Source organism: Pseudomonas cichorii (assembly GCF_018343775.1).
Taxonomy (GTDB): domain Bacteria; phylum Pseudomonadota; class Gammaproteobacteria; order Pseudomonadales; family Pseudomonadaceae; genus Aquipseudomonas; species Aquipseudomonas cichorii.
Genome location: NZ_CP074349.1, coordinates 4550900 through 4567793, shown reverse-complemented (window position 1 = coordinate 4567793; position 16894 = coordinate 4550900). Strand labels below are relative to the sequence as shown.

Genomic DNA, 16894 nt, shown 5'->3' with positions numbered 1-16894 from the left:
GCATGTTGGTGACGATTCAGAGTCTGAAACATGCGGGCTAGAGCCTTCGGAGCAACAATTCGTGAACATTGCGTTTCGATGGGGGATACTGCTGCGTTCTCCGATCAGCCTGGAACGTCCCCATGTTCGTCCCGACCGCCAGCCTCAGTGATGTCGTGCCCGCCCAATGGGATACGCTGGTTCCCGATGGTCAGCCCTTTCTGCGACACGCCTTTCTCAGTGCACTGGAAGACAGCGGCAGCCTTGGCCCTCGTTCGGGCTGGAAAGCCGAGCATTTGCTGCATTACGAGAACGGCGAACTGATTGCGGCATTGCCCGCTTATCGCAAATGGCATTCCTACGGCGAGTACGTGTTCGATCACGGTTGGGCCGATGCCTGCCGTCGTGCGGGCATCGCCTACTACCCCAAGCTGCTTGCTGCTGTGCCGTTCAGCCCGGTAAGCGGTGCGCGTGTCTTGGCACGAACACCTGAGGCGGGTGTGCAATTGCTCGCGGGGCTGCCGGGCTATCTGCAAGGCGAAGGCTTGTCGAGCGCCCATGTGAATTTCACCGACCCTGCCGCCGATGCCTTGCTGACCGCTCAGCCTGGCTGGTTGCAGCGCTACGGTTGTCAGTTTCACTGGCACAACCGCGGTTATCGAGACTTTCAGGATTTCCTCGACGCCTTGAGTTCGCGCAAACGCAAGCAGATGCGCAAGGAGCGTGAACAGGTGGCGGGGCAGGGGATCGAGTTCGAGTGGCTCGAAGGCGCCCAGATGAGCGAAGTGCTGTGGGACTTCGTGTATGCCTGCTATTCCAATACTTATGAAGTGCGTGGGCAGGCGCCGTATCTGACGCGAGCGTTCTTCAGCCTGCTGGCCGAACGCATGCCCGAAGCGATTCGCGTGGTGCTGGCGCGCCAGGGCCAGCGACCGGTGGCCATGGCCTTCAGCCTGACAGGGGGCGACAGTTTCTATGGCCGCTATTGGGGATGCCTGGCCGAGTTCGACCGTCTGCATTTCGAGACCTGTTTCTATCAGGGCATGGATTACGCCATCGAAAAAGGGCTACAGCGCTTCGATGCCGGTGCCCAGGGCGAGCACAAACTGGTTCGGGGTTTCGAGCCGCAGATCACCCACTCCTGGCATTACCTGCTGCATCCAGGCTTGAAGGACGCCGTAAGTGATTTTCTGGAGCAGGAGCGGGTCGGCATCCTGGCATATGCCGAGGATGCCCGAGGGGCTTTGCCGTATCGGCAGGTTTGATTGACGGGCTGTTCGTGAATAAATATGTCTGTGGTGGGAGCGAATTCATTCGCGAATAAATTCGCTCCCACAGCTCTGAAACTCAATCCACCCCTACAAATCCGCCGGTCTGGTGCTGCCACAGCCGTGCATACAGCCCGCCATGGGCAAGCAGTTCGGCGTGGGTGCCGGTTTCGGCGATCTGGCCTTTTTCCAGCACCACCAGACGATCCATTCGGGCAATGGTGGACAGGCGGTGAGCGATGGCGATGACGGTCTTGCCTTGCATCAGGGTTTCCAGGCTTTCCTGAATCGCGGCTTCGACTTCCGAGTCCAGCGCTGATGTGGCTTCGTCCATGATCAGGATCGGCGCGTCCTTGAGCAGAACACGGGTGATCGCGATACGTTGGCGCTGGCCACCGGACAGCTTCACACCACGCTCCCCCACATGAGCATCGAAACCGGTGCGGCCTTCGGAGTCGGACAGCAGCGGGATGAACTCTTCGGCGCTGGCCTTGTGCACGGCGTCCCACAGTTGCTCGTCGGTCGCGCCAGGATTGCCATACAACAGATTGTCGCGGATCGAACGATGCAACAGCGACGTGTCCTGAGTGATCATGCCTATCTGTGCCCGCAGGCTTTCCTGGGTGACCTCGGAAATATCCTGGCCATCAATCAGAATCCGTCCCGCCTGCACGTCGTACATGCGCAGCAGCAGGTTCACCAGCGTCGACTTGCCTGCACCGGAAGGGCCGATCAGGCCGATTTTCTCACCGGGCCGGATATCCAGGTTGAGGTTGTGAATGATGCCGTTGCCATTCCCGTAGTGGAAATCCACACCCTCGAACTTCACGCCGCCCTTGGCGATCTTCAATTGCGGCGCATCAGGTTTGTCGTTGACCGTGACCGGTTGCGAGATGCTTTCCAGCCCGTCCTGCACGGTGCCGATGTTCTCGAAAATGCCGTTGACCACCCACATGATCCAGCCGGACATGTTGACGATCCGGATCACCAGTCCTGTCGCCAGAGCGATGGCGCCCATCGAGATCAGCGACTGGCTCCAGAGCCACAGGGCCAGACCGGTAGTCGACACGATCAGCAGGCCGTTCATGGTGGTGATGACCGTATCCATGGCGGTGACTACCCGGGCAGCCAGTTGGGTCTTGTGGGTGTGTTCGCTGATGGCTTCGCGGGCATAGCGCTCCTCGAAATTGGTGTGGGCGAACAGCTTGAGCGTGGTGATGTTGGTGTAGCCATCGACGATCCGGCCCATGAGTTTCGAGCGCGCATCGGAGGACACCACCGAGCGTTCCTTGACCCTTGGCACGAAGTAGACCAGCGACAGGATGTAAGCCGCGATCCAGAGCATCAGCGGGATCATCAGTCGCCAGTCCGCTTCAGCGAATAGCACCAGCGAGCTGATGGCGTAGATCAGCACATGCCAGAGGGCATCCACGGCTTGTACGGCCGAGTCGCGCAGGGAGTTGCCGGTCTGCATGATGCGCTGGGCGATGCGTCCGGCGAAGTCGTTCTGGAAGAAGTTGATGCTCTGCCTGAGCACATAACTGTGGTTCTGCCAGCGAATCATGTTGGTCATGCCGGGGCTGATGGTCTGATGCACCAGCAGGTCATGCAGGCCGACGAAGACCGGGCGTAGCAGCAGGGTCACGATCGCCATCCAGATCAGTTCGCTGCCATGGACCGTGAAGAAATCCTTGGCGGGCGTGGTCTGGGCCAGGTCGATGATGCGGCTCAGGTAACTGAAAAGCGCGACTTCGATCAGCGCTCCGATCAGGCCGACCACCAGCAGCGCGGTGAAAACGGGCCATACCTGGCGCAGGTAATAGACGTAGAACGCTAGAACGGTATTGGGCGGGGAGGCGGTAGGTGCGTCTCGGAAGGTATCGATCAGCTTTTCAAAACGACGATAAAGCATTGGCTATGATCCCCACGCGATGTGGGTTCTCCTTGATGATTGGAGGCTCTCCCTGACAGAGCGCATGCAGCCGGCCTTGAGCCTGGGCTGCATGCGTCCGAATTCCCTTTACTCGACGCGCTTGGCCGACTTGATCAGGATCGGGTCGACAGGCACGTTCTGCATACCTTTCTGGTTGCTGGTCTGGGCGTTGACGATCTGGTCCACCACGTCCATGCCCTTGACCACTTTGCCGAACACCGCGTAACCGTAGTCACGTACGCCGTTGTCGAGCATGGCGTTGTCATTGGTGTTGATGAAGAACTGGCTGGTTGCCGAGTTCACGTTCGACGTGCGGGCCATGGCGATGGTGCCGCGTACGTTGTGCAGACCGTTCTGAGCTTCGTTCTTGATCGGGTCCTTGGTGTTCTTCTGCACCAGATACTGGGTGAAGCCGCCACCCTGAACCATGAAGCCCGGGATCACGCGATGGAAAATGGTGTTGTTGTAGAAACCGCTGTCGACATAGCCCAGGAAGTTCTGGGTGCTGATCGGCGCTTTTTCGTCAGCGAGTTCAAGTTCGATCTGGCCGAAGCTGGTGTCGAGCACCACATGAGTGGGCTTGGCTGGAGGCTGGGCCGCCATCAGGTTGGCTGCGAACAACACGGAGCAGGCGGCGAGGGCGATTTTTTTCAGCATGGGGCAGAGAGTCCTTCAGTGATGATGTCGACTGTGGCTGGCAAGGTAACCACGTTTGGCTTTTTTTGCCCAGTGTGAACAAAGCCTGAAACCCCGCATGCGGTTTTCAGACCTTCGTTGACGCAATGAATTCCAGAACGGTGCGATTGAATTGCTCGGGCTGGTCCAGCGGCGTGGCGTGGCGGGAGTTCTTGATGACCACCAGCCGGGCGTTGGGTAACTGTTTGACGTAGGCCTCCTTGAGGGCCACCGGCGTGTAGTCGCGATCGGCACTGATGATCAGCGTCGGGCAGGTGATCCGTGACAGTTTTTTCTCCACGCCCCAGCCGACAATCGCATCGAAACTGGCCAGGTAGGCGCGCTTGTCATTCCTGCTCCAGCGCTCGGCCATTTTCTGGCGCAGTTCGGCCTGCTCCGGTTTGGGGAACAGCAGTTTGCCCAGGGCATGCCCCAGCGTGTTCATGCTCACCACCCGCGACAGCGTCCAGCGCCTGATCAGTTGCATCAAGTCGCTGAAGCTTTGGACCTTCACCTGCGGCGCACTGTTGACGATGCACAGGCTCTTGAGCAGGCCAGGCTGATCGACCGCTATCTGAAAGCCGATCATGCCGCCCATGGACAGGCCAACGATATGCACCGGCCCCAGATGCAGATGCTCGATCAGGGCTTCGACATCGGCGCTGAAGCCCTTGATGCTATAGCGCTCATGGGGTTTGTCCGAGCGACCATGGCCCCGTGCATCCATGACGATGACCCGATAGTGCTCGGCCAGCACCGGAATCTGGTATTCCCAGTCCTGGCAACTGGAGCCCAGGCCATGCAGCAGCAATACCGGTTCGCCCTGGCCGTATTCCTCGTAGTGCAGTGAACAGCCATCGTGTTCGAAAAAAGTCATTGGGTCCTTCCCCGTCAGGCTTGTTGAGGCGCCGCGAATGCCGCTGTCAGCGGGGCCGTGTCGAACGTTCGGATCAAGTCGATCAGGATCTGTGTTGCCGGCCCCAACGGCTTGTCTTTACTTGAGTAAAGATAGAACGACGGATTGCGACTGCCACCTTTGTCCAGCGGCAGGATCTTGAGCACACCCTCCTTGAGTTCCCGTTCGATCATGTGCCGCGGCAGCCAGGCAAAGCCCAGGCCGCTGCTGACAAAGGTGGTCGCCGTGCCAAGGCTGCCGACCGTCCAGCGCTGTTCGGCGCCGAGCCAGCCGACGTCACGAGGCTGTTGTCTGCCCGAGTCACGGATCACCACTTGCAACTGGCTTTCCAGGTCCTGGAACGTCAATTCGCGATTGGCCAGGTGCAAGGGATGTTCGGGATGGGCAACTGCCGTGAACTCCACGGTGCTCATTTCCGTGCCCAGATAACCGGGAATGTTGTAGCCGCTGATAGCCAGGTCGGCCACGCCTTCAAGCAGCACTTCCTCGACACCGGACAGCACTTCTTCGCGTAACCGCACCCGACAGCCACGGCTTTGCGGCATGAACGCGGTCAAGGCCCGCACCAATCGCGCCGTGGGGTAAGCCGCATCGACGACCAGACGCACCTCGGCTTCCCAGCCTTGCTCCATATGATGAGCAAGGTCTTCCAGTTGGCTGGCCTGTTTGACCAGTTGCCGGGAACGGCGCAGCAACACGCCACCGGCTTCGGTCAATACAGCCTTGCGGCCATCGATACGCAACAGCGGCACGCCGAGCTGATCCTGCATCCGCGCCACGGTGTAGCTGACCGACGACTGTGAACGGTGCAGCGCTTCGGCGGCCTGGGCAAAACCACCGTGATCGACAACGGCCTGCAAAGTGCGCCATTGATCGAGGGTCACGCGAGGGGCTTTCATTCTGTTATTCCTCTTTCCATCCCTATTGTCCTAATCTGACAGTCCTTTCTCTGGAGACTGTCGGATGAACAGATTGTGCTGCGTACTGCTGGCGATGCTGCCCTTGAGTGCTTTTGCCTATCCCATCGAGGTGGAAAAGAAGTACGAGGGCGTACAGATCGACTACAACAGCCACGACACCTACCACGACACCGGCTCCATTACCGTGAACAACTACGGCAGTGTCGATGCCAAGTGTTCGGTGGTGTTCCGCAACGGCCCCGAAGCGCCACGCACTCGTCGTGTTCAGGTAGCCGCCGGGAAAAGCGTCGATGTCTCTTCCAAGTTCAATCGCAGCATTATCAAGCTGCGGATCACGCTCACTTGTGAGCCTGAATAGCAATGAGGGTAGAGCGCTCCTACGGATAAGACAAATAATTAGATATATAGGAGCAGGTTTTTGCGCTTTTTCATCGATAGGTTCACGTTTAGCCTTCTCTCCATCAACTCAACACATTCTTGGATGGAGATCACAGGTCATGTCCCGTGTACTGGTTATCGAAAGCAGCGCCCGCCAACAGGATTCGGTTTCACGTCAACTGACGCAGCAATTCATCAGTCAGTGGAAGAATTCGCACCCTGGCGATGAAATCACGGTGCGTGACCTGGCCATCGATCCTGTCCCTCACCTGGACGCAACCCTGCTGGGCGGCTGGATGAAGCCTGCCGAGCAGCGTACTGGCCTCGAGCAAGCTGCGCTGGAGCGTTCCAACCTGCTGACCGATGAACTGATTGCTGCCGACGTACTGGTCCTGGCGGCACCGATGTACAACTTCACCATCCCCAGCACCCTCAAGGCCTGGTTCGACCATGTGCTGCGTGCCGGCGTGACCTTCAAATACGGCGAAACCGGCCCTCAAGGCTTGCTGACCAACAAGCACGCTTACGTGCTGACCGCCCGCGGCGGCATCTATGCCGGCAGCAACAATGATCATCAGGAACCCTACCTGCGTCAGGTGCTGGGTTTTGTAGGGATCCACGATGTCAGCTTCATCCATGCCGAAGGCTTGAACATGGGCGGCGAGTTCAGCGAGAAAGGTTTGAACCAGGCGATTGCCAGGCTCGCTGAAGTGGCCTGACCTTTTTCGCGACTGAAGTCTTTCCTTCAGACTGTGTAGGAACGACTTCAGTCGCGAGGCGGCATTCAAAAGGCACTCTACAGAACCGTTCGATATCAATCTCCGACTAGACACCCAAACCAGCAACCCGCTATGTTCGCGACCTTCAAAAAAGGGGCGCTCATGGGTTATCTACTTATCGTGACGCTGATCCAGGCGTTTTCCTTCAGCCTGATCGGTGTCTATCTGGCGGGTCATGTCGACAGTTATCTGGCCGTGCTGATTCGCGTGGTGCTGGCGGGGCTGGTGTTCATTCCGCTGACCCATTGGCGCAAGGTCGAGCCAAGGTTCATGCGCGGCATGCTGCTGATCGGCGCGCTGCAGTTTGGCATCACTTATGTCTGCCTGTACCTGAGCTTCCGTGTGCTGACGGTGCCGGAAGTGCTGCTGTTCACCATCCTGACGCCCCTGCACGTGACCCTGATCGAAGATGCCCTCAACCGGCGTTTCAATCCATGGGCCTTGCTGGCTGCTGGCGTCGCGGTGCTGGGCGCAGGCGTGATTCGCTATGACGGGCTGGACGGCGACTTCCTCGGTGGCTTCCTGCTGCTGCAACTGGCCAACTTCACCTACGCCGCCGGGCAGGTGCTCTACAAACATCTGGTGGCGCGCCACCCGAGCGACCTGCCGCATTATCGGCGTTTCGGCTATTTCTACCTCGGTGCGCTGGCGGTAGTCCTGCCGGCCTTCCTGATGTTCGGCAATCCGCAGAACGTTCCCACCGACGCCCAGCAATGGAGCGTTCTGCTGTTCCTGGGGCTGTGTTCCACAGCATTGGGTATGTACTGGTGGAACAAGGGCGCGTGCCTGGTATCAGGTTCGACCCTGGCCGTGTTCAACGTCCTGCATGTGCCGGTGGGCCTTTTGGTCAACCTGTTGATCTGGAACCAGCACGAGTCACTGAGCCGTCTGTTCATTGGAGGGGTGCTGATTGTGGTGTCGCTCTGGATCAGCCGGTTCGGGGCCAGGCCTTTGCTGGTGAGGGGGCAGTAGGGCTAATGCAGATCAATTGAGGCATACCTGTCACTTGTGGGAGGGGCCTTGGCCGCGACGACTCAATTACAGGCAACACGTTTATGTCGCCGACAACGCTCCGAGCAGTAACGCACCTCATCCCAGCAGCGCGCCCATTTCTTGCGCCAGGTGAAAGGCAGTCCGCAAGTCGCACAGGTTTTGACTGGTAGCTCACTTTTTTTCACATCGACTTCTCCGCGCAGTGAGGCCTGGTTTCTGGAAACGAACATTGTCGTTCAAGTTGCTATTGGTGGTGGAGCTGTCGACCTCGCTATACTCCGGCAGGTCCCACATCAATAGAGCGTTTCAAAAATGGCTGTTCAACCGCCCGTGCGCTGCTACGCGACGGCAATGCGCAAGGCCTCAAGGCGGCTGACTCAGCTTTATGATGATGCTCTGGCCCCTTCGGGGCTTCGCTCGACCCAGTTTGCGATTCTTGCAGAGCTGGTTCCTCGGGCCAAATCACCCCCTACCTTGCAGGAACTGGCCGATGCGCTGGTTCTGGATCGCTCCTCATTGGGCCATAACCTGAAACCCCTTGAGCGCGACGGGCTCGTTGCGCAGCAAACCAGCCTTGCCGATCGCCGACGTCGACTGATCATGGCGACGGTCGAAGGGGAAAAGGCATTCCACGACGCCCGGATCTTGTGGCGACAGGCTCAGGAGCGGTTTCTCAAGACCTTCGGCGAGGACGCGGCGGGTGAGCTGTGCAAGGCGTTGCTCAGCATTGCCTATGACGAACGCCTTCTCACCGAAGAGTGAGGACCGCTCATGACGCTCGAATGACCCCTTTGAGCATCGCGAAGTAACTGATCAGAGCGTATGCCACCAGCGAAAAAGCCGTGGCAATGGCGATGTTCGACAGTTGGGGCTCCAGATACCAGGCGGCCAGCCAGCTCAACGATGTGGCCAGAAGCATGCGGGTGGTCATCGCAATGAAAGGCGCACCTGCATGGCCAGCCCCTTGGGCGGCGAACCCGAAGACGAAGCCGAATCCGAGTGCGGCATAAAATGGCGCCACAATGTGCAGATAGGTTTTTGCGGGCTCCAGCACGGCGGGGTCGGTGCTGAAAAACTGCAACCACAGCATCGGGAAGACAGCGACGATCAAGCCAATGACCCCGACAAAAGCGGTGCCGACCAGTATTCCGGTCCAGGCAATCTTTCTGGCCCGCTCGGTGTTGCCTGCGCCTATGTTGATGCCCACCATCGTCAAGACTGCGGCCGATAAACCGAACAGCAGCGGAATCATCACGTAATCCAGGCGCGAAGCAATCCCGAAGGCGGCCAGGGCGTCTGTGCCCGCCAGGCCGACTGCGCCGGTGATCAGGATGACAATCAGGTTGGTCATGACGGTGCTGAGCGCAGCAGGAAGGCCGACTTTCAATATTTCCCTGATCAGGCGCCACTCGAATGCAACCTTGCGGATAGTGAGGTTTGACTTGCCCGACATCATGTAGTGCACGAGAAAGAACGCTGCCGTCACGTAAAAGATGGCAAAGGCAGTCCCAGCGCCTGCAATCCCCATTGCCGGGATCGGGCCAAACCCGAAGATCAGCGCCGGGGAAGCCGGGATCAGAATGATTGCGCCTATGAGTGTGATGAGCGCGGGGATCTTTACGTTTCCCGAGCCACGAAGCGATGCGGTGATCATGTTGACGATCCACATGGGCACCGCGCCCAGAAACAGATAGTTGGAATACTTCAGGGCCGCATCCAGGGCTTCGCTGCGCCCGCCCATGGCGTGGTAGAGAAAAGGCCCCAGCAGGAGCGCGGCCACTGTAAATGCCAGGCCGATGAAAACCGCGAGAATGATGGAGTGCATCAGCAGCGAATCGGCATCGTGTTCGTTTCCCGCTCCAAAAGCACGGGCTACCGCCGAGGCCACGCCGCTTCCGATTCCGCCGCCGGACATCGTCACCATCAGCATGTAGAACGGAAATACCAGGGCGACACCTGCCAATGCAGCCGTTCCCAAAAGCCCTACGTAATAGGCCTCGGCCATGGTCACGGCGGTCTGTGCCAGCAGTACGGCGACCGTTGGCCAGGCGAGCAGCAGTAACGTCGAAAGAATCGGCCCGGTGAGGAGTCTTTCGCGGGCAGAGTTGGTGGGGGGCGATGCTGTCGCTGCGGGTTGCTGAGCAACCACCGGGGGGAGTTTTGACATGGCAGATCCGGTATCAGTGCAAGGGCATCAGCAGCAAGGCAAGTGCCACTGATTTAATGGGCATATGCCCACAATATGACCATTTTTTAGGCTGCCGGCAATCTTCCGGTACTGATCGTCTGTCATGCATGCTCAATACCGGTCATCCAGCGATGCCCTCCGATTCGCGCATTCCGGCCTCGCAGAGCGCGGCTAAATGCCCGGTCGAGCAACAAAATCCACCCACAGTGGTAAAGAAACTCGGCCCCGGCGCTCGAAACCGTTACGCTATGCAGCTGTATTTTTGTTTTTCGTCGAGGTAGCACCCGTGTTTTCCGAATTCGCCCTGCACGAACGCCTGCTTAAAGCTGTGGCCGAGCTTAAATTTGTCGAGCCTACACCTGTGCAGGCCGCCGCTATTCCGCTGGCATTGCAAGGGCGTGACCTGCGGGTGACTGCGCAAACCGGTAGCGGCAAGACCGCGGCTTTTGTATTGCCGATCCTCAACCGCCTGATCGGTCCGGCTCGGGTGCGTGTCGATATCCGCGCCGTGATCCTGCTGCCGACCCGCGAGCTGGCTCAGCAGACCCTCAAGGAAGTCGAGCGTTTCTCGCAGTTCACCTTCATCAAGGCCGGCCTGATCACCGGTGGCGAAGACTTCAAGGTTCAGGCCGCGATGCTGCGCAAGGTGCCGGACATTCTGATCGGCACCCCGGGCCGTCTGCTTGAACACCTCAACGCTGGCAACCTGGACCTCAAACTGGTTGAAGTGCTGGTCCTCGACGAAGCCGACCGCATGCTGGACATGGGCTTCTCCGAAGACGTCGAGCGTCTGGCGGGCGAATGTGCCGACCGTCAGCAGACCATGCTGTTCTCGGCCACCACGGGCGGTTCTGGCCTGCGGGACATGATCCGCAAGGTGCTGAAAGACCCACAGCACCTGCAGCTCAATAACGTCAGCGAGCTGGCCAGCGGCACCCGTCAGCAGATCATCACCGCTGACCACAACGTCCATAAAGAGCAGATTCTCAACTGGCTGCTGGCCAACGAGACTTACCAGAAAGCCATTGTGTTCACCAACACCAAGGCCATGGCTGACCGCCTGTACGGGCGTCTGGTTGCTCAGGAATACAAGGCGTTCGTGCTGCACGGCGACAAGGACCAGAAAGACCGCAAAGCGGCTATCGACCGTCTGAAGCAGGGCGGCGCCAAAATCCTGGTGGCCACGGACGTGGCTGCTCGTGGTCTGGATGTGGATGGCCTGGATCTGGTCATCAACTTCGACATGCCACGCAGCGGCGATGACTATGTTCACCGCGTTGGCCGTACCGGGCGTGCGGGCAGTGAAGGTCTGGCGGTTTCGCTGATCTGCCACGGTGACTGGAACCTGATGTCCAGCATCGAACGCTACCTCAAGCAAAGCTTCGAGCGTCGGACCATCAAGGAAGTCAAAGGCACTTACGGCGGACCGAAGAAGGTCAAGGCGTCGGGCAAGGCTGTCGGCACCAAGAAGAAAAAGACCGATACCAAGGGCGACAAGAAAAAAGTTGCCGCCAAGGGACCGACCAAGCGCAAGTCCGTCAACCGTCCCAAGTCGGATTCGCTGGTAAGCAAGGACGGCATGGCGCCGTTGAAGAAACGCAGCACACCGGCACCTGCGGCTGAGTAATCTGCCATTCACGAATAAATTCGCTCCTGCAGAGTAGGAGCGAATTTATTCGCGAAGCCTTCGATCTCCCCGGCTGAACGGCCACCCTCGCAACAGGTCACAACCTCTGAGTAGCAAGCCCGTGGCGGGATGTCATGGGCTATTCATCCATGCTGGACGGAGGTTTTACAAAATGGCTTATAACTGGGACCTTATCGAACGTCTGCTTCATGAAGTACAGAACAGCGCTGGCGAGTCCTTTGCCCCGCGCAAATACGCCGAGGATCATGCGGTTGCCAAGGCTGCCGAAGGCGAGTCTGTCGGTAATCTGGATCACCTCAAGACCGAGGCGGCCGATCTGGAAGCGCTGTTGCTCAAGCACGGCTACATCGAGCCGCGCCCTGAAGACGAGGGTGGTACCGGCACCAACTTTATCCTGACAGCTCGCGGCTCAAGCCTGCTGTCCATGATCGACAGCAGCATTCCGGGCAACGATCATCCGCGCCAGGTGCTGGACGAGCAGGCCGATGCGCTGGACCCTGCGACCTTCGATGAGGTTGCCTCCAAGGCTCAGGTGGCCTGACCCCCGTCATGCTTTTGTGAGGCCTTCAGGCAATCCAGATCCGCGAAGTCCTCACGCATGTCAGCGATCCTGGCCAGCAGCAATTTGCGCTGGTCGGGTGTGCTCTGGCCGACCACGTCCACGATGAGCGTAATCGCGGCGTGCTCGGCCCTGTTGTAGTTCTCGCGGTATTCCGGGGTCCAGAAGGTATCGCGATTCTGCAGCAGCGCGGCGATGCGTTCTGGAAAGTCCTTGGCCTGACGCTGCTGTACTGTCGCCAGGAACAGGTTCTGCCAGCGGGCGCGGTTTTCTACCCAGCCCCGGCTCTGCTCGCCCAGTGACGCCGACCAGGTCTGTACCCGTGCCTTCTGCGCCGGATTCAATTTGCCCAGCCAGGGTGTCATGCGCTTTTCCATGCGTGCGGCGCGTTCGGCGATCTGTCTTTCCAGAGAGTCGTCCAGGTATTTCTTTTCCTGTTTGCGCTGGTCCTTGGCGAAGGCGTTCTGCATCTCCTGAACCTGTTTATCGTCGAAGCGGGCCAGCAGCTCGACAGCCGAAGGCGTGACCTGGCGGGAGATTTTAGCGAGGGCTTCCTTGGCTTCTTCGGTGCGGGCTTCAAGTTCGGCCTGGGTGACTTTATCGGTCTTTACCATTTCTTCAAGGCGATCGAACCACGTCAGGTAGTCGGGCAGTTGCGTGCTGCAATGCCAGCTCAAATGCTGTTTGAGGCGTTCGTCGAGCCAGCTTTTCTGGGGGCTGTTCATGTCCAGATAGTCGCTGAGCGTCCAGGGAATGATCACGTCCAGATTGCGATACGCCAGGCCCACCTGGTTGCATGCAACAAGCAATGGCAAGGCCATCAACAGCGTAATGAAGGCTTTGAAGCGATGCATGACAACTCCTGGACAGGCTGAGTGACTGTAGAGGAGTGTAGGGGCTGGCAGTTCAACTTACTCGCGACGTTTCAGGAAAACCGGTTACGGGAAGTGTCGTACAGGGCCTAGAAGAATGAGCGAACGGCCTTGATGGTGAACGTCCCTTCGCAATACGGGTTGTGGCCGCTGTAGACGCTGCAATCACTGCCGCTGAGGCTCGATCCGCTGTAGATCAGGTTCATGTCGATTCCCAGCCATGGCCGCGACAGGTTCAGGGACCAGTCGTTGAAGCCCGTGATCAATGAACCGTCATCGCCGGCCTGTGGCGTATCGAACTGGTGATTGGCGTATTGCATGCGAACCCCGAGGCCCAGTTGCTCGATCCCGCCCAGATCGATGAAGACCGTGCTGTTGCGAGTACCGACGTCATTGCTGAAGGCCGCGCCAACGCGGCTGTTGAGCACGCGCAACCCGGCATAGAACTCATGGCTGTCGATCTGGCTGGTATCGGGATAGCTGTAGCGAATCACCCCCAGCTCGTAACCCAGGGTGTTATCGAAGGGTTTCTTGAAGCCCATGTACGAGTCGACTTCAAGGGACGTATCTTCGGTAAATCCCATATTCGGTGACCACTGACCGAAGTAAAAGCCGCTGTCATGGGTCAGGTCCAGGCCTCCGTGGAATGAGCCGGAGCTGCCGCTGGGTGTTACCAGCCCTTGGGCCATGCTGCGCGCTGGGGTAGTCGCCAGTTTCAGATTGAAGTCGCCAAGGCTGCGCTCCAGGACCTGGGCAAAGGCCTGCTGGCACATCAGAACGGTGCCGAGGGCGAGTATCTGTAATCGAGGGTTGAGCATGGCTCACTCCTTGTGCGTCGAGGAGTGTGGTCATAATGGCGTATCGAAATCGGCGCAGGGGCCCGACACAAGCCGCGAGCTAGAGCCTCGCAAGCATACCGATGAAATGCCGGGGATGCGGACCGTTCGTCGATCCGCAGGAGCGTCAGTTGCTGGCTGTTGTCTCGCCGGGCGGGATGATCAGCCCGCGAATCACTACCAGAGCCTGCTCGAACGAGGGGTAGCCGCTCTTGGCAACATCGAGCTCGGCATACTCGGCGCGATAACGTTCGGACTTTTTCGGATCACTCATGCTCAGTTGCTGGGAGAGCAGGGCAATGGCCAGAGGATGCTTGTATTTGTCGGCTGCGGTCTGCAACAGATCGATGATCTGCTTCTGATCGGCCTGTTCGCGAATCAGCAGGATCGCCTGATAGAACTCGGCTTCGCCGGAAGCATCGTCGATGGCGGCGCGTCGCAGCATGGCTTCGGCCAGTTCATAGTTTTCACGATCCGCTTCGCTGATCAGCAGCTTGGCCTGAAGCATGTCGTGCTGATACAGCAAGTGGCCTGCACGGCACTGGCTGTCAGTGTGGGGATTTTCATTGGGGCCGTTTTCGCAGTGCTGCGAGGCACAACCACCGAGGTAGATCAGAGCGCCGAAAAGCATCCAGTTCTTCATTCAAGCATTCCGCAAAGCAAAAGGGGTCTGCTACCAGAGCGTTTCCTGCTCTTGGTTTGGAGATACTGAAGGAGATTAGCAGTGAGACGGGAGGTGTAGCTAGCGCCCTGTTTTGGCAAGGCGCATAGAAACCGCAAAGCAGTCGGGGAGAATTACTTCTTGCCGAGGTTGATGTGCTTGGACGGGGTAAAGGTCTGGCCGCTCACGCCTTTGGCGATTTGCTGGATTTCGCCGCCGGACTTGAGGAAAGCTGCGATCTGCGCATTGATCGAATCGCTCGTTTCAACGGCTGGAGCTGGTTTTGCTTTGGTGTGGGATGCCTTGATACGCATGACTGCCATAACCTTCATAAACTTCGTACGGCCAGCCATCGTACAGGAAATGGCGGGTTCCTGCTGGCTTATCTGGGGCTTGAGTGGCATGAGCGGACGGGCTCGACAAGCATCGAAACGTGTCATGGCGCGCTTAACTGGCTGTTTTTAATGAAGAGTTGGGGTGGGGCGCGATGGATGCCGAAAGTTTCTGCTGACCATGGCAACTGACGAGCGGGGCCCGGCCATGCAGCGCATGCCGTGTGCAGCGCGAATGCAGACGCAAAGTCGGGTAGAATGCCGCCCACGTAATGAGGGTATCTGCAAATGGCTTTAATCGGGCGTTACAACAGCTTGCAAGTGGTCAAGCACACTAACTTCGGCCTGTACCTGGACGGTGGGCCTGATGGCGAAATCCTGCTGCCCAATCGGTATATCCCCAAGGATATTCCTTGCGAAGATGAAGACTGGCTCAACGTTTTCGTCTATCTGGACAGCGAAGACAAGCTGCTCGCCACCACTGAAAAACCCAAGGTTCAGGTCGGTGAGTTCGCCAGCCTCAAGGTGGTCGAGGTCAACAGCATCGGCGTGTTCCTGGACTGGGGGCTGCCCAAGGACCTGCTGCTGCCGTACTCCGAAGAAAAGCGCACCCTGCAGGCTGGAGATTATTGCGTGGTTCATGTCTATCTGGACAAGAAAACGCGGCGCATCACCGCCACTGCACGCCTGGATCGCTACCTGGACAAGACGCCTGCCCATTACAGCGCTGGTCAGGAAGTCGACCTGCTGGTTGCCGAAGCCACCGACATGGGCTTCAAGGCGATCATCAACAACAAGCACTGGGGCCTGATCCACAAGAACGAAGTGTTCAAGTTCCTGCGCCCCGGCAAACAGGAAAAAGGCTTCATCAAGGAAGTTCGCTCCGATGGCAATATCAGCCTGAGCCTGCAGCCCGTGGGTGCCGAAGCCGCTGACAGCCTGAACGCCAAGATCCTCGCCAAATTGCGTGAGAACAACGGCGTGCTGCCGGTCAGCGACAAGAGTGATCCACAGGTCATCAGCGGTCTGTTCGGTGTCAGCAAAGGGAACTTCAAGAAAGCGATTGGTGCCTTGTATAAACAAGGTCAGATTGTGATTCACCCTGACCGTATCGAACTGACCTGATACAGGGTGCGCCCATGAAAAAAATCCTCACGGCTTACTTCGGTACGCTTCTGGCTTTTCTGATCCTGGACGGTGTCTGGCTGGGATTGCTCATGGGCTCGACCTATCGTGACTGGCTCGGGTCGCTGATGCTGGCCACGCCACTGCTCGGGCCTGCAGTGGTGTTCTATCTGCTGTATGGGGCGGGGCTGGTGATATTTGCGGTCCTGCCCGCGCTCAAGGTGCAGCGCACGGGGCATGCAACCCTCTATGGCGGGCTGTTGGGGCTGATCGCCTATGGCACTTACGATCTGACCAACTGGGCGACCTTGCAAGGCTGGCCTGCCCAGTTGGCCCTTGTCGATCTGGCCTGGGGGACTGTGGTTTCAGCCCTGGCCGCAACGGCGGGGTATCTGGCGACACGCCGCCTGGCCTGAACGTCTTACTTCTGCAGAAAACCCGCAAAGCTCAGGTTGCTGCCCTTGGGGCGCATGTCTTTGAGGAACGAGTCCTTGTCGGCGCTCAGTTCCAGGCTCACGGTCGGCTTGCGTTTGCCAGCGTTGCGCACTTCCAGGCCTTCCATGTGATCACGCATGAAGACGGTGGTCACCTTCAGGTGCAGCAACTGATCGGTCGCCGGGGTGTGCAGCAGCAGGTGCAGCCACTCGTACTGGCCCACTTGCAGGCGTGTCACAGGCAGGTCGAACCACCAGATGTTGCGCTTGGTGTCCAGAATGGCGAAATGGGTGTTGTTGATGCCCAGCACTGCGCCGCCCAGATCCTGGTTCCTGCGTGCGATGGCCAGCTTTTTATCGAGTTTCATAACGTTCCTGTGAATCGGTTTGTTCAGTGT

At 58.5% G+C, this 16894-nt stretch carries 20 protein-coding genes; 9 read left to right on the top strand and 11 right to left on the bottom strand.

Annotated features, from left to right (window positions below):
* The first annotated feature begins 122 nt into the window (after positions 1-122).
* Complete coding sequence (locus tag KGD89_RS19435) at positions 123-1244, top strand: GNAT family N-acetyltransferase (protein WP_025261432.1); 1122 nt, start codon at positions 123-125, stop codon at positions 1242-1244.
* A gap of 82 nt (positions 1245-1326) precedes the next feature.
* Here KGD89_RS19435 and KGD89_RS19430 read toward each other — a convergent pair whose 3' ends face one another.
* The 4 genes from KGD89_RS19430 to KGD89_RS19415 form a co-directional block, all read right to left on the bottom strand.
* Positions 1327-3159, bottom strand: a complete 1833-nt coding sequence (locus tag KGD89_RS19430; RefSeq protein ID WP_025261431.1) for an ABC transporter ATP-binding protein — start codon at positions 3157-3159, stop codon at positions 1327-1329.
* A 108-nt stretch (positions 3160-3267) separates the two neighbouring features.
* A complete protein-coding gene (locus KGD89_RS19425; protein WP_025261430.1) occupies positions 3268-3837 on the bottom strand; it encodes a peptidylprolyl isomerase in 570 nt (189 codons plus the stop codon).
* 106 nt (positions 3838-3943) lie between these two features.
* A complete protein-coding gene (locus KGD89_RS19420) occupies positions 3944-4732 on the bottom strand; it encodes an alpha/beta fold hydrolase (protein WP_025261429.1) in 789 nt (262 codons plus the stop codon).
* A 14-nt stretch (positions 4733-4746) separates the two neighbouring features.
* A complete protein-coding gene (locus tag KGD89_RS19415; protein ID WP_025261428.1) occupies positions 4747-5670 on the bottom strand; it encodes a LysR family transcriptional regulator in 924 nt (307 codons plus the stop codon).
* 64 nt (positions 5671-5734) lie between these two features.
* Between KGD89_RS19415 and KGD89_RS19410 the strand changes: the two genes are divergently transcribed.
* The 3 genes from KGD89_RS19410 (at position 5735) to KGD89_RS19400 (ending at position 7820) form a co-directional block, all read left to right on the top strand.
* A complete protein-coding gene (locus KGD89_RS19410) occupies positions 5735-6049 on the top strand; it encodes a hypothetical protein (protein WP_025261427.1) in 315 nt (104 codons plus the stop codon).
* A gap of 139 nt (positions 6050-6188) precedes the next feature.
* Positions 6189-6788 carry an FMN-dependent NADH-azoreductase gene (locus KGD89_RS19405; protein WP_025261426.1) on the top strand — a complete coding sequence of 200 codons (600 nt, stop codon included), beginning with the start codon at positions 6189-6191 and terminating at the stop codon, positions 6786-6788.
* A gap of 162 nt (positions 6789-6950) precedes the next feature.
* Positions 6951-7820 carry a carboxylate/amino acid/amine transporter gene (locus tag KGD89_RS19400; protein ID WP_025261425.1) on the top strand — a complete coding sequence of 290 codons (870 nt, stop codon included), beginning with the start codon at positions 6951-6953 and terminating at the stop codon, positions 7818-7820.
* A gap of 62 nt (positions 7821-7882) precedes the next feature.
* Here KGD89_RS19400 and KGD89_RS19395 read toward each other — a convergent pair whose 3' ends face one another.
* Positions 7883-8026, bottom strand: a complete 144-nt coding sequence (locus tag KGD89_RS19395) for a DUF2256 domain-containing protein (protein WP_074568822.1) — start codon at positions 8024-8026, stop codon at positions 7883-7885.
* 127 nt (positions 8027-8153) lie between these two features.
* Here KGD89_RS19395 and KGD89_RS19390 point away from each other — a divergent pair, with 127 nt between their 5' ends.
* Positions 8154-8603 (top strand): MarR family winged helix-turn-helix transcriptional regulator, encoded by a 450-nt coding sequence (locus tag KGD89_RS19390; RefSeq protein ID WP_025261424.1) that lies wholly within the window; start codon positions 8154-8156, stop codon positions 8601-8603.
* Between the two features lie 7 nt (positions 8604-8610).
* Here the strand turns inward: KGD89_RS19390 and KGD89_RS19385 are convergent, their stop codons facing one another.
* Positions 8611-10008, bottom strand: coding sequence for an MATE family efflux transporter (locus KGD89_RS19385; protein WP_025261423.1), 1398 nt, complete (start codon positions 10006-10008; stop codon positions 8611-8613).
* Positions 10009-10315: 307 nt separating this feature from the next.
* Here KGD89_RS19385 and KGD89_RS19380 point away from each other — a divergent pair, with 307 nt between their 5' ends.
* Together KGD89_RS19380 and KGD89_RS19375 are read left to right on the top strand one after the other, a co-directional pair.
* The gene (locus KGD89_RS19380; RefSeq protein WP_025261422.1) at positions 10316-11656 is read left to right on the top strand and encodes a DEAD/DEAH box helicase; all 1341 of its coding nucleotides are present in this window, start codon (positions 10316-10318) and stop codon (positions 11654-11656) included.
* A 172-nt stretch (positions 11657-11828) separates the two neighbouring features.
* Positions 11829-12218 (top strand): hypothetical protein, encoded by a 390-nt coding sequence (locus tag KGD89_RS19375; protein ID WP_025261421.1) that lies wholly within the window; start codon positions 11829-11831, stop codon positions 12216-12218.
* On the opposite strand, the gene KGD89_RS19370 is transcribed toward KGD89_RS19375, so the two are convergent.
* From KGD89_RS19370 to KGD89_RS19355, 4 genes are all read right to left on the bottom strand, one after another.
* Entirely contained in the window at positions 12206-13090 is an 885-nt protein-coding gene (locus KGD89_RS19370) for a DUF6279 family lipoprotein (RefSeq protein ID WP_025261420.1), read from the bottom strand. The genes KGD89_RS19375 and KGD89_RS19370 overlap by 13 nt on opposite strands.
* 107 nt (positions 13091-13197) lie before the next feature.
* Positions 13198-13926: a TorF family putative porin gene (locus KGD89_RS19365; protein ID WP_025261419.1), complete on the bottom strand. Its 729-nt coding sequence runs from the start codon at positions 13924-13926 to the stop codon at positions 13198-13200.
* 145 nt (positions 13927-14071) lie between these two features.
* Positions 14072-14587, bottom strand: coding sequence for a hypothetical protein (locus tag KGD89_RS19360; protein ID WP_025261418.1), 516 nt, complete (start codon positions 14585-14587; stop codon positions 14072-14074).
* 152 nt (positions 14588-14739) lie between these two features.
* Positions 14740-14928 carry a hypothetical protein gene (locus tag KGD89_RS19355; RefSeq protein WP_025261417.1) on the bottom strand — a complete coding sequence of 63 codons (189 nt, stop codon included), beginning with the start codon at positions 14926-14928 and terminating at the stop codon, positions 14740-14742.
* Positions 14929-15225: 297 nt separating this feature from the next.
* On the opposite strand from KGD89_RS19355, the gene KGD89_RS19350 reads away from it, so the two are divergent.
* Together KGD89_RS19350 and KGD89_RS19345 are read left to right on the top strand one after the other, a co-directional pair.
* Positions 15226-16062 carry a CvfB family protein gene (locus KGD89_RS19350; RefSeq protein ID WP_025261416.1) on the top strand — a complete coding sequence of 279 codons (837 nt, stop codon included), beginning with the start codon at positions 15226-15228 and terminating at the stop codon, positions 16060-16062.
* Positions 16063-16076: 14 nt separating this feature from the next.
* A complete protein-coding gene (locus KGD89_RS19345; RefSeq protein ID WP_025261415.1) occupies positions 16077-16478 on the top strand; it encodes a DUF2177 family protein in 402 nt (133 codons plus the stop codon).
* A gap of 5 nt (positions 16479-16483) precedes the next feature.
* Here the strand turns inward: KGD89_RS19345 and KGD89_RS19340 are convergent, their stop codons facing one another.
* Positions 16484-16864, bottom strand: a complete 381-nt coding sequence (locus KGD89_RS19340) for a hypothetical protein (protein ID WP_025261414.1) — start codon at positions 16862-16864, stop codon at positions 16484-16486.
* Between the last annotated feature and the right edge of the window lie 30 nt (positions 16865-16894).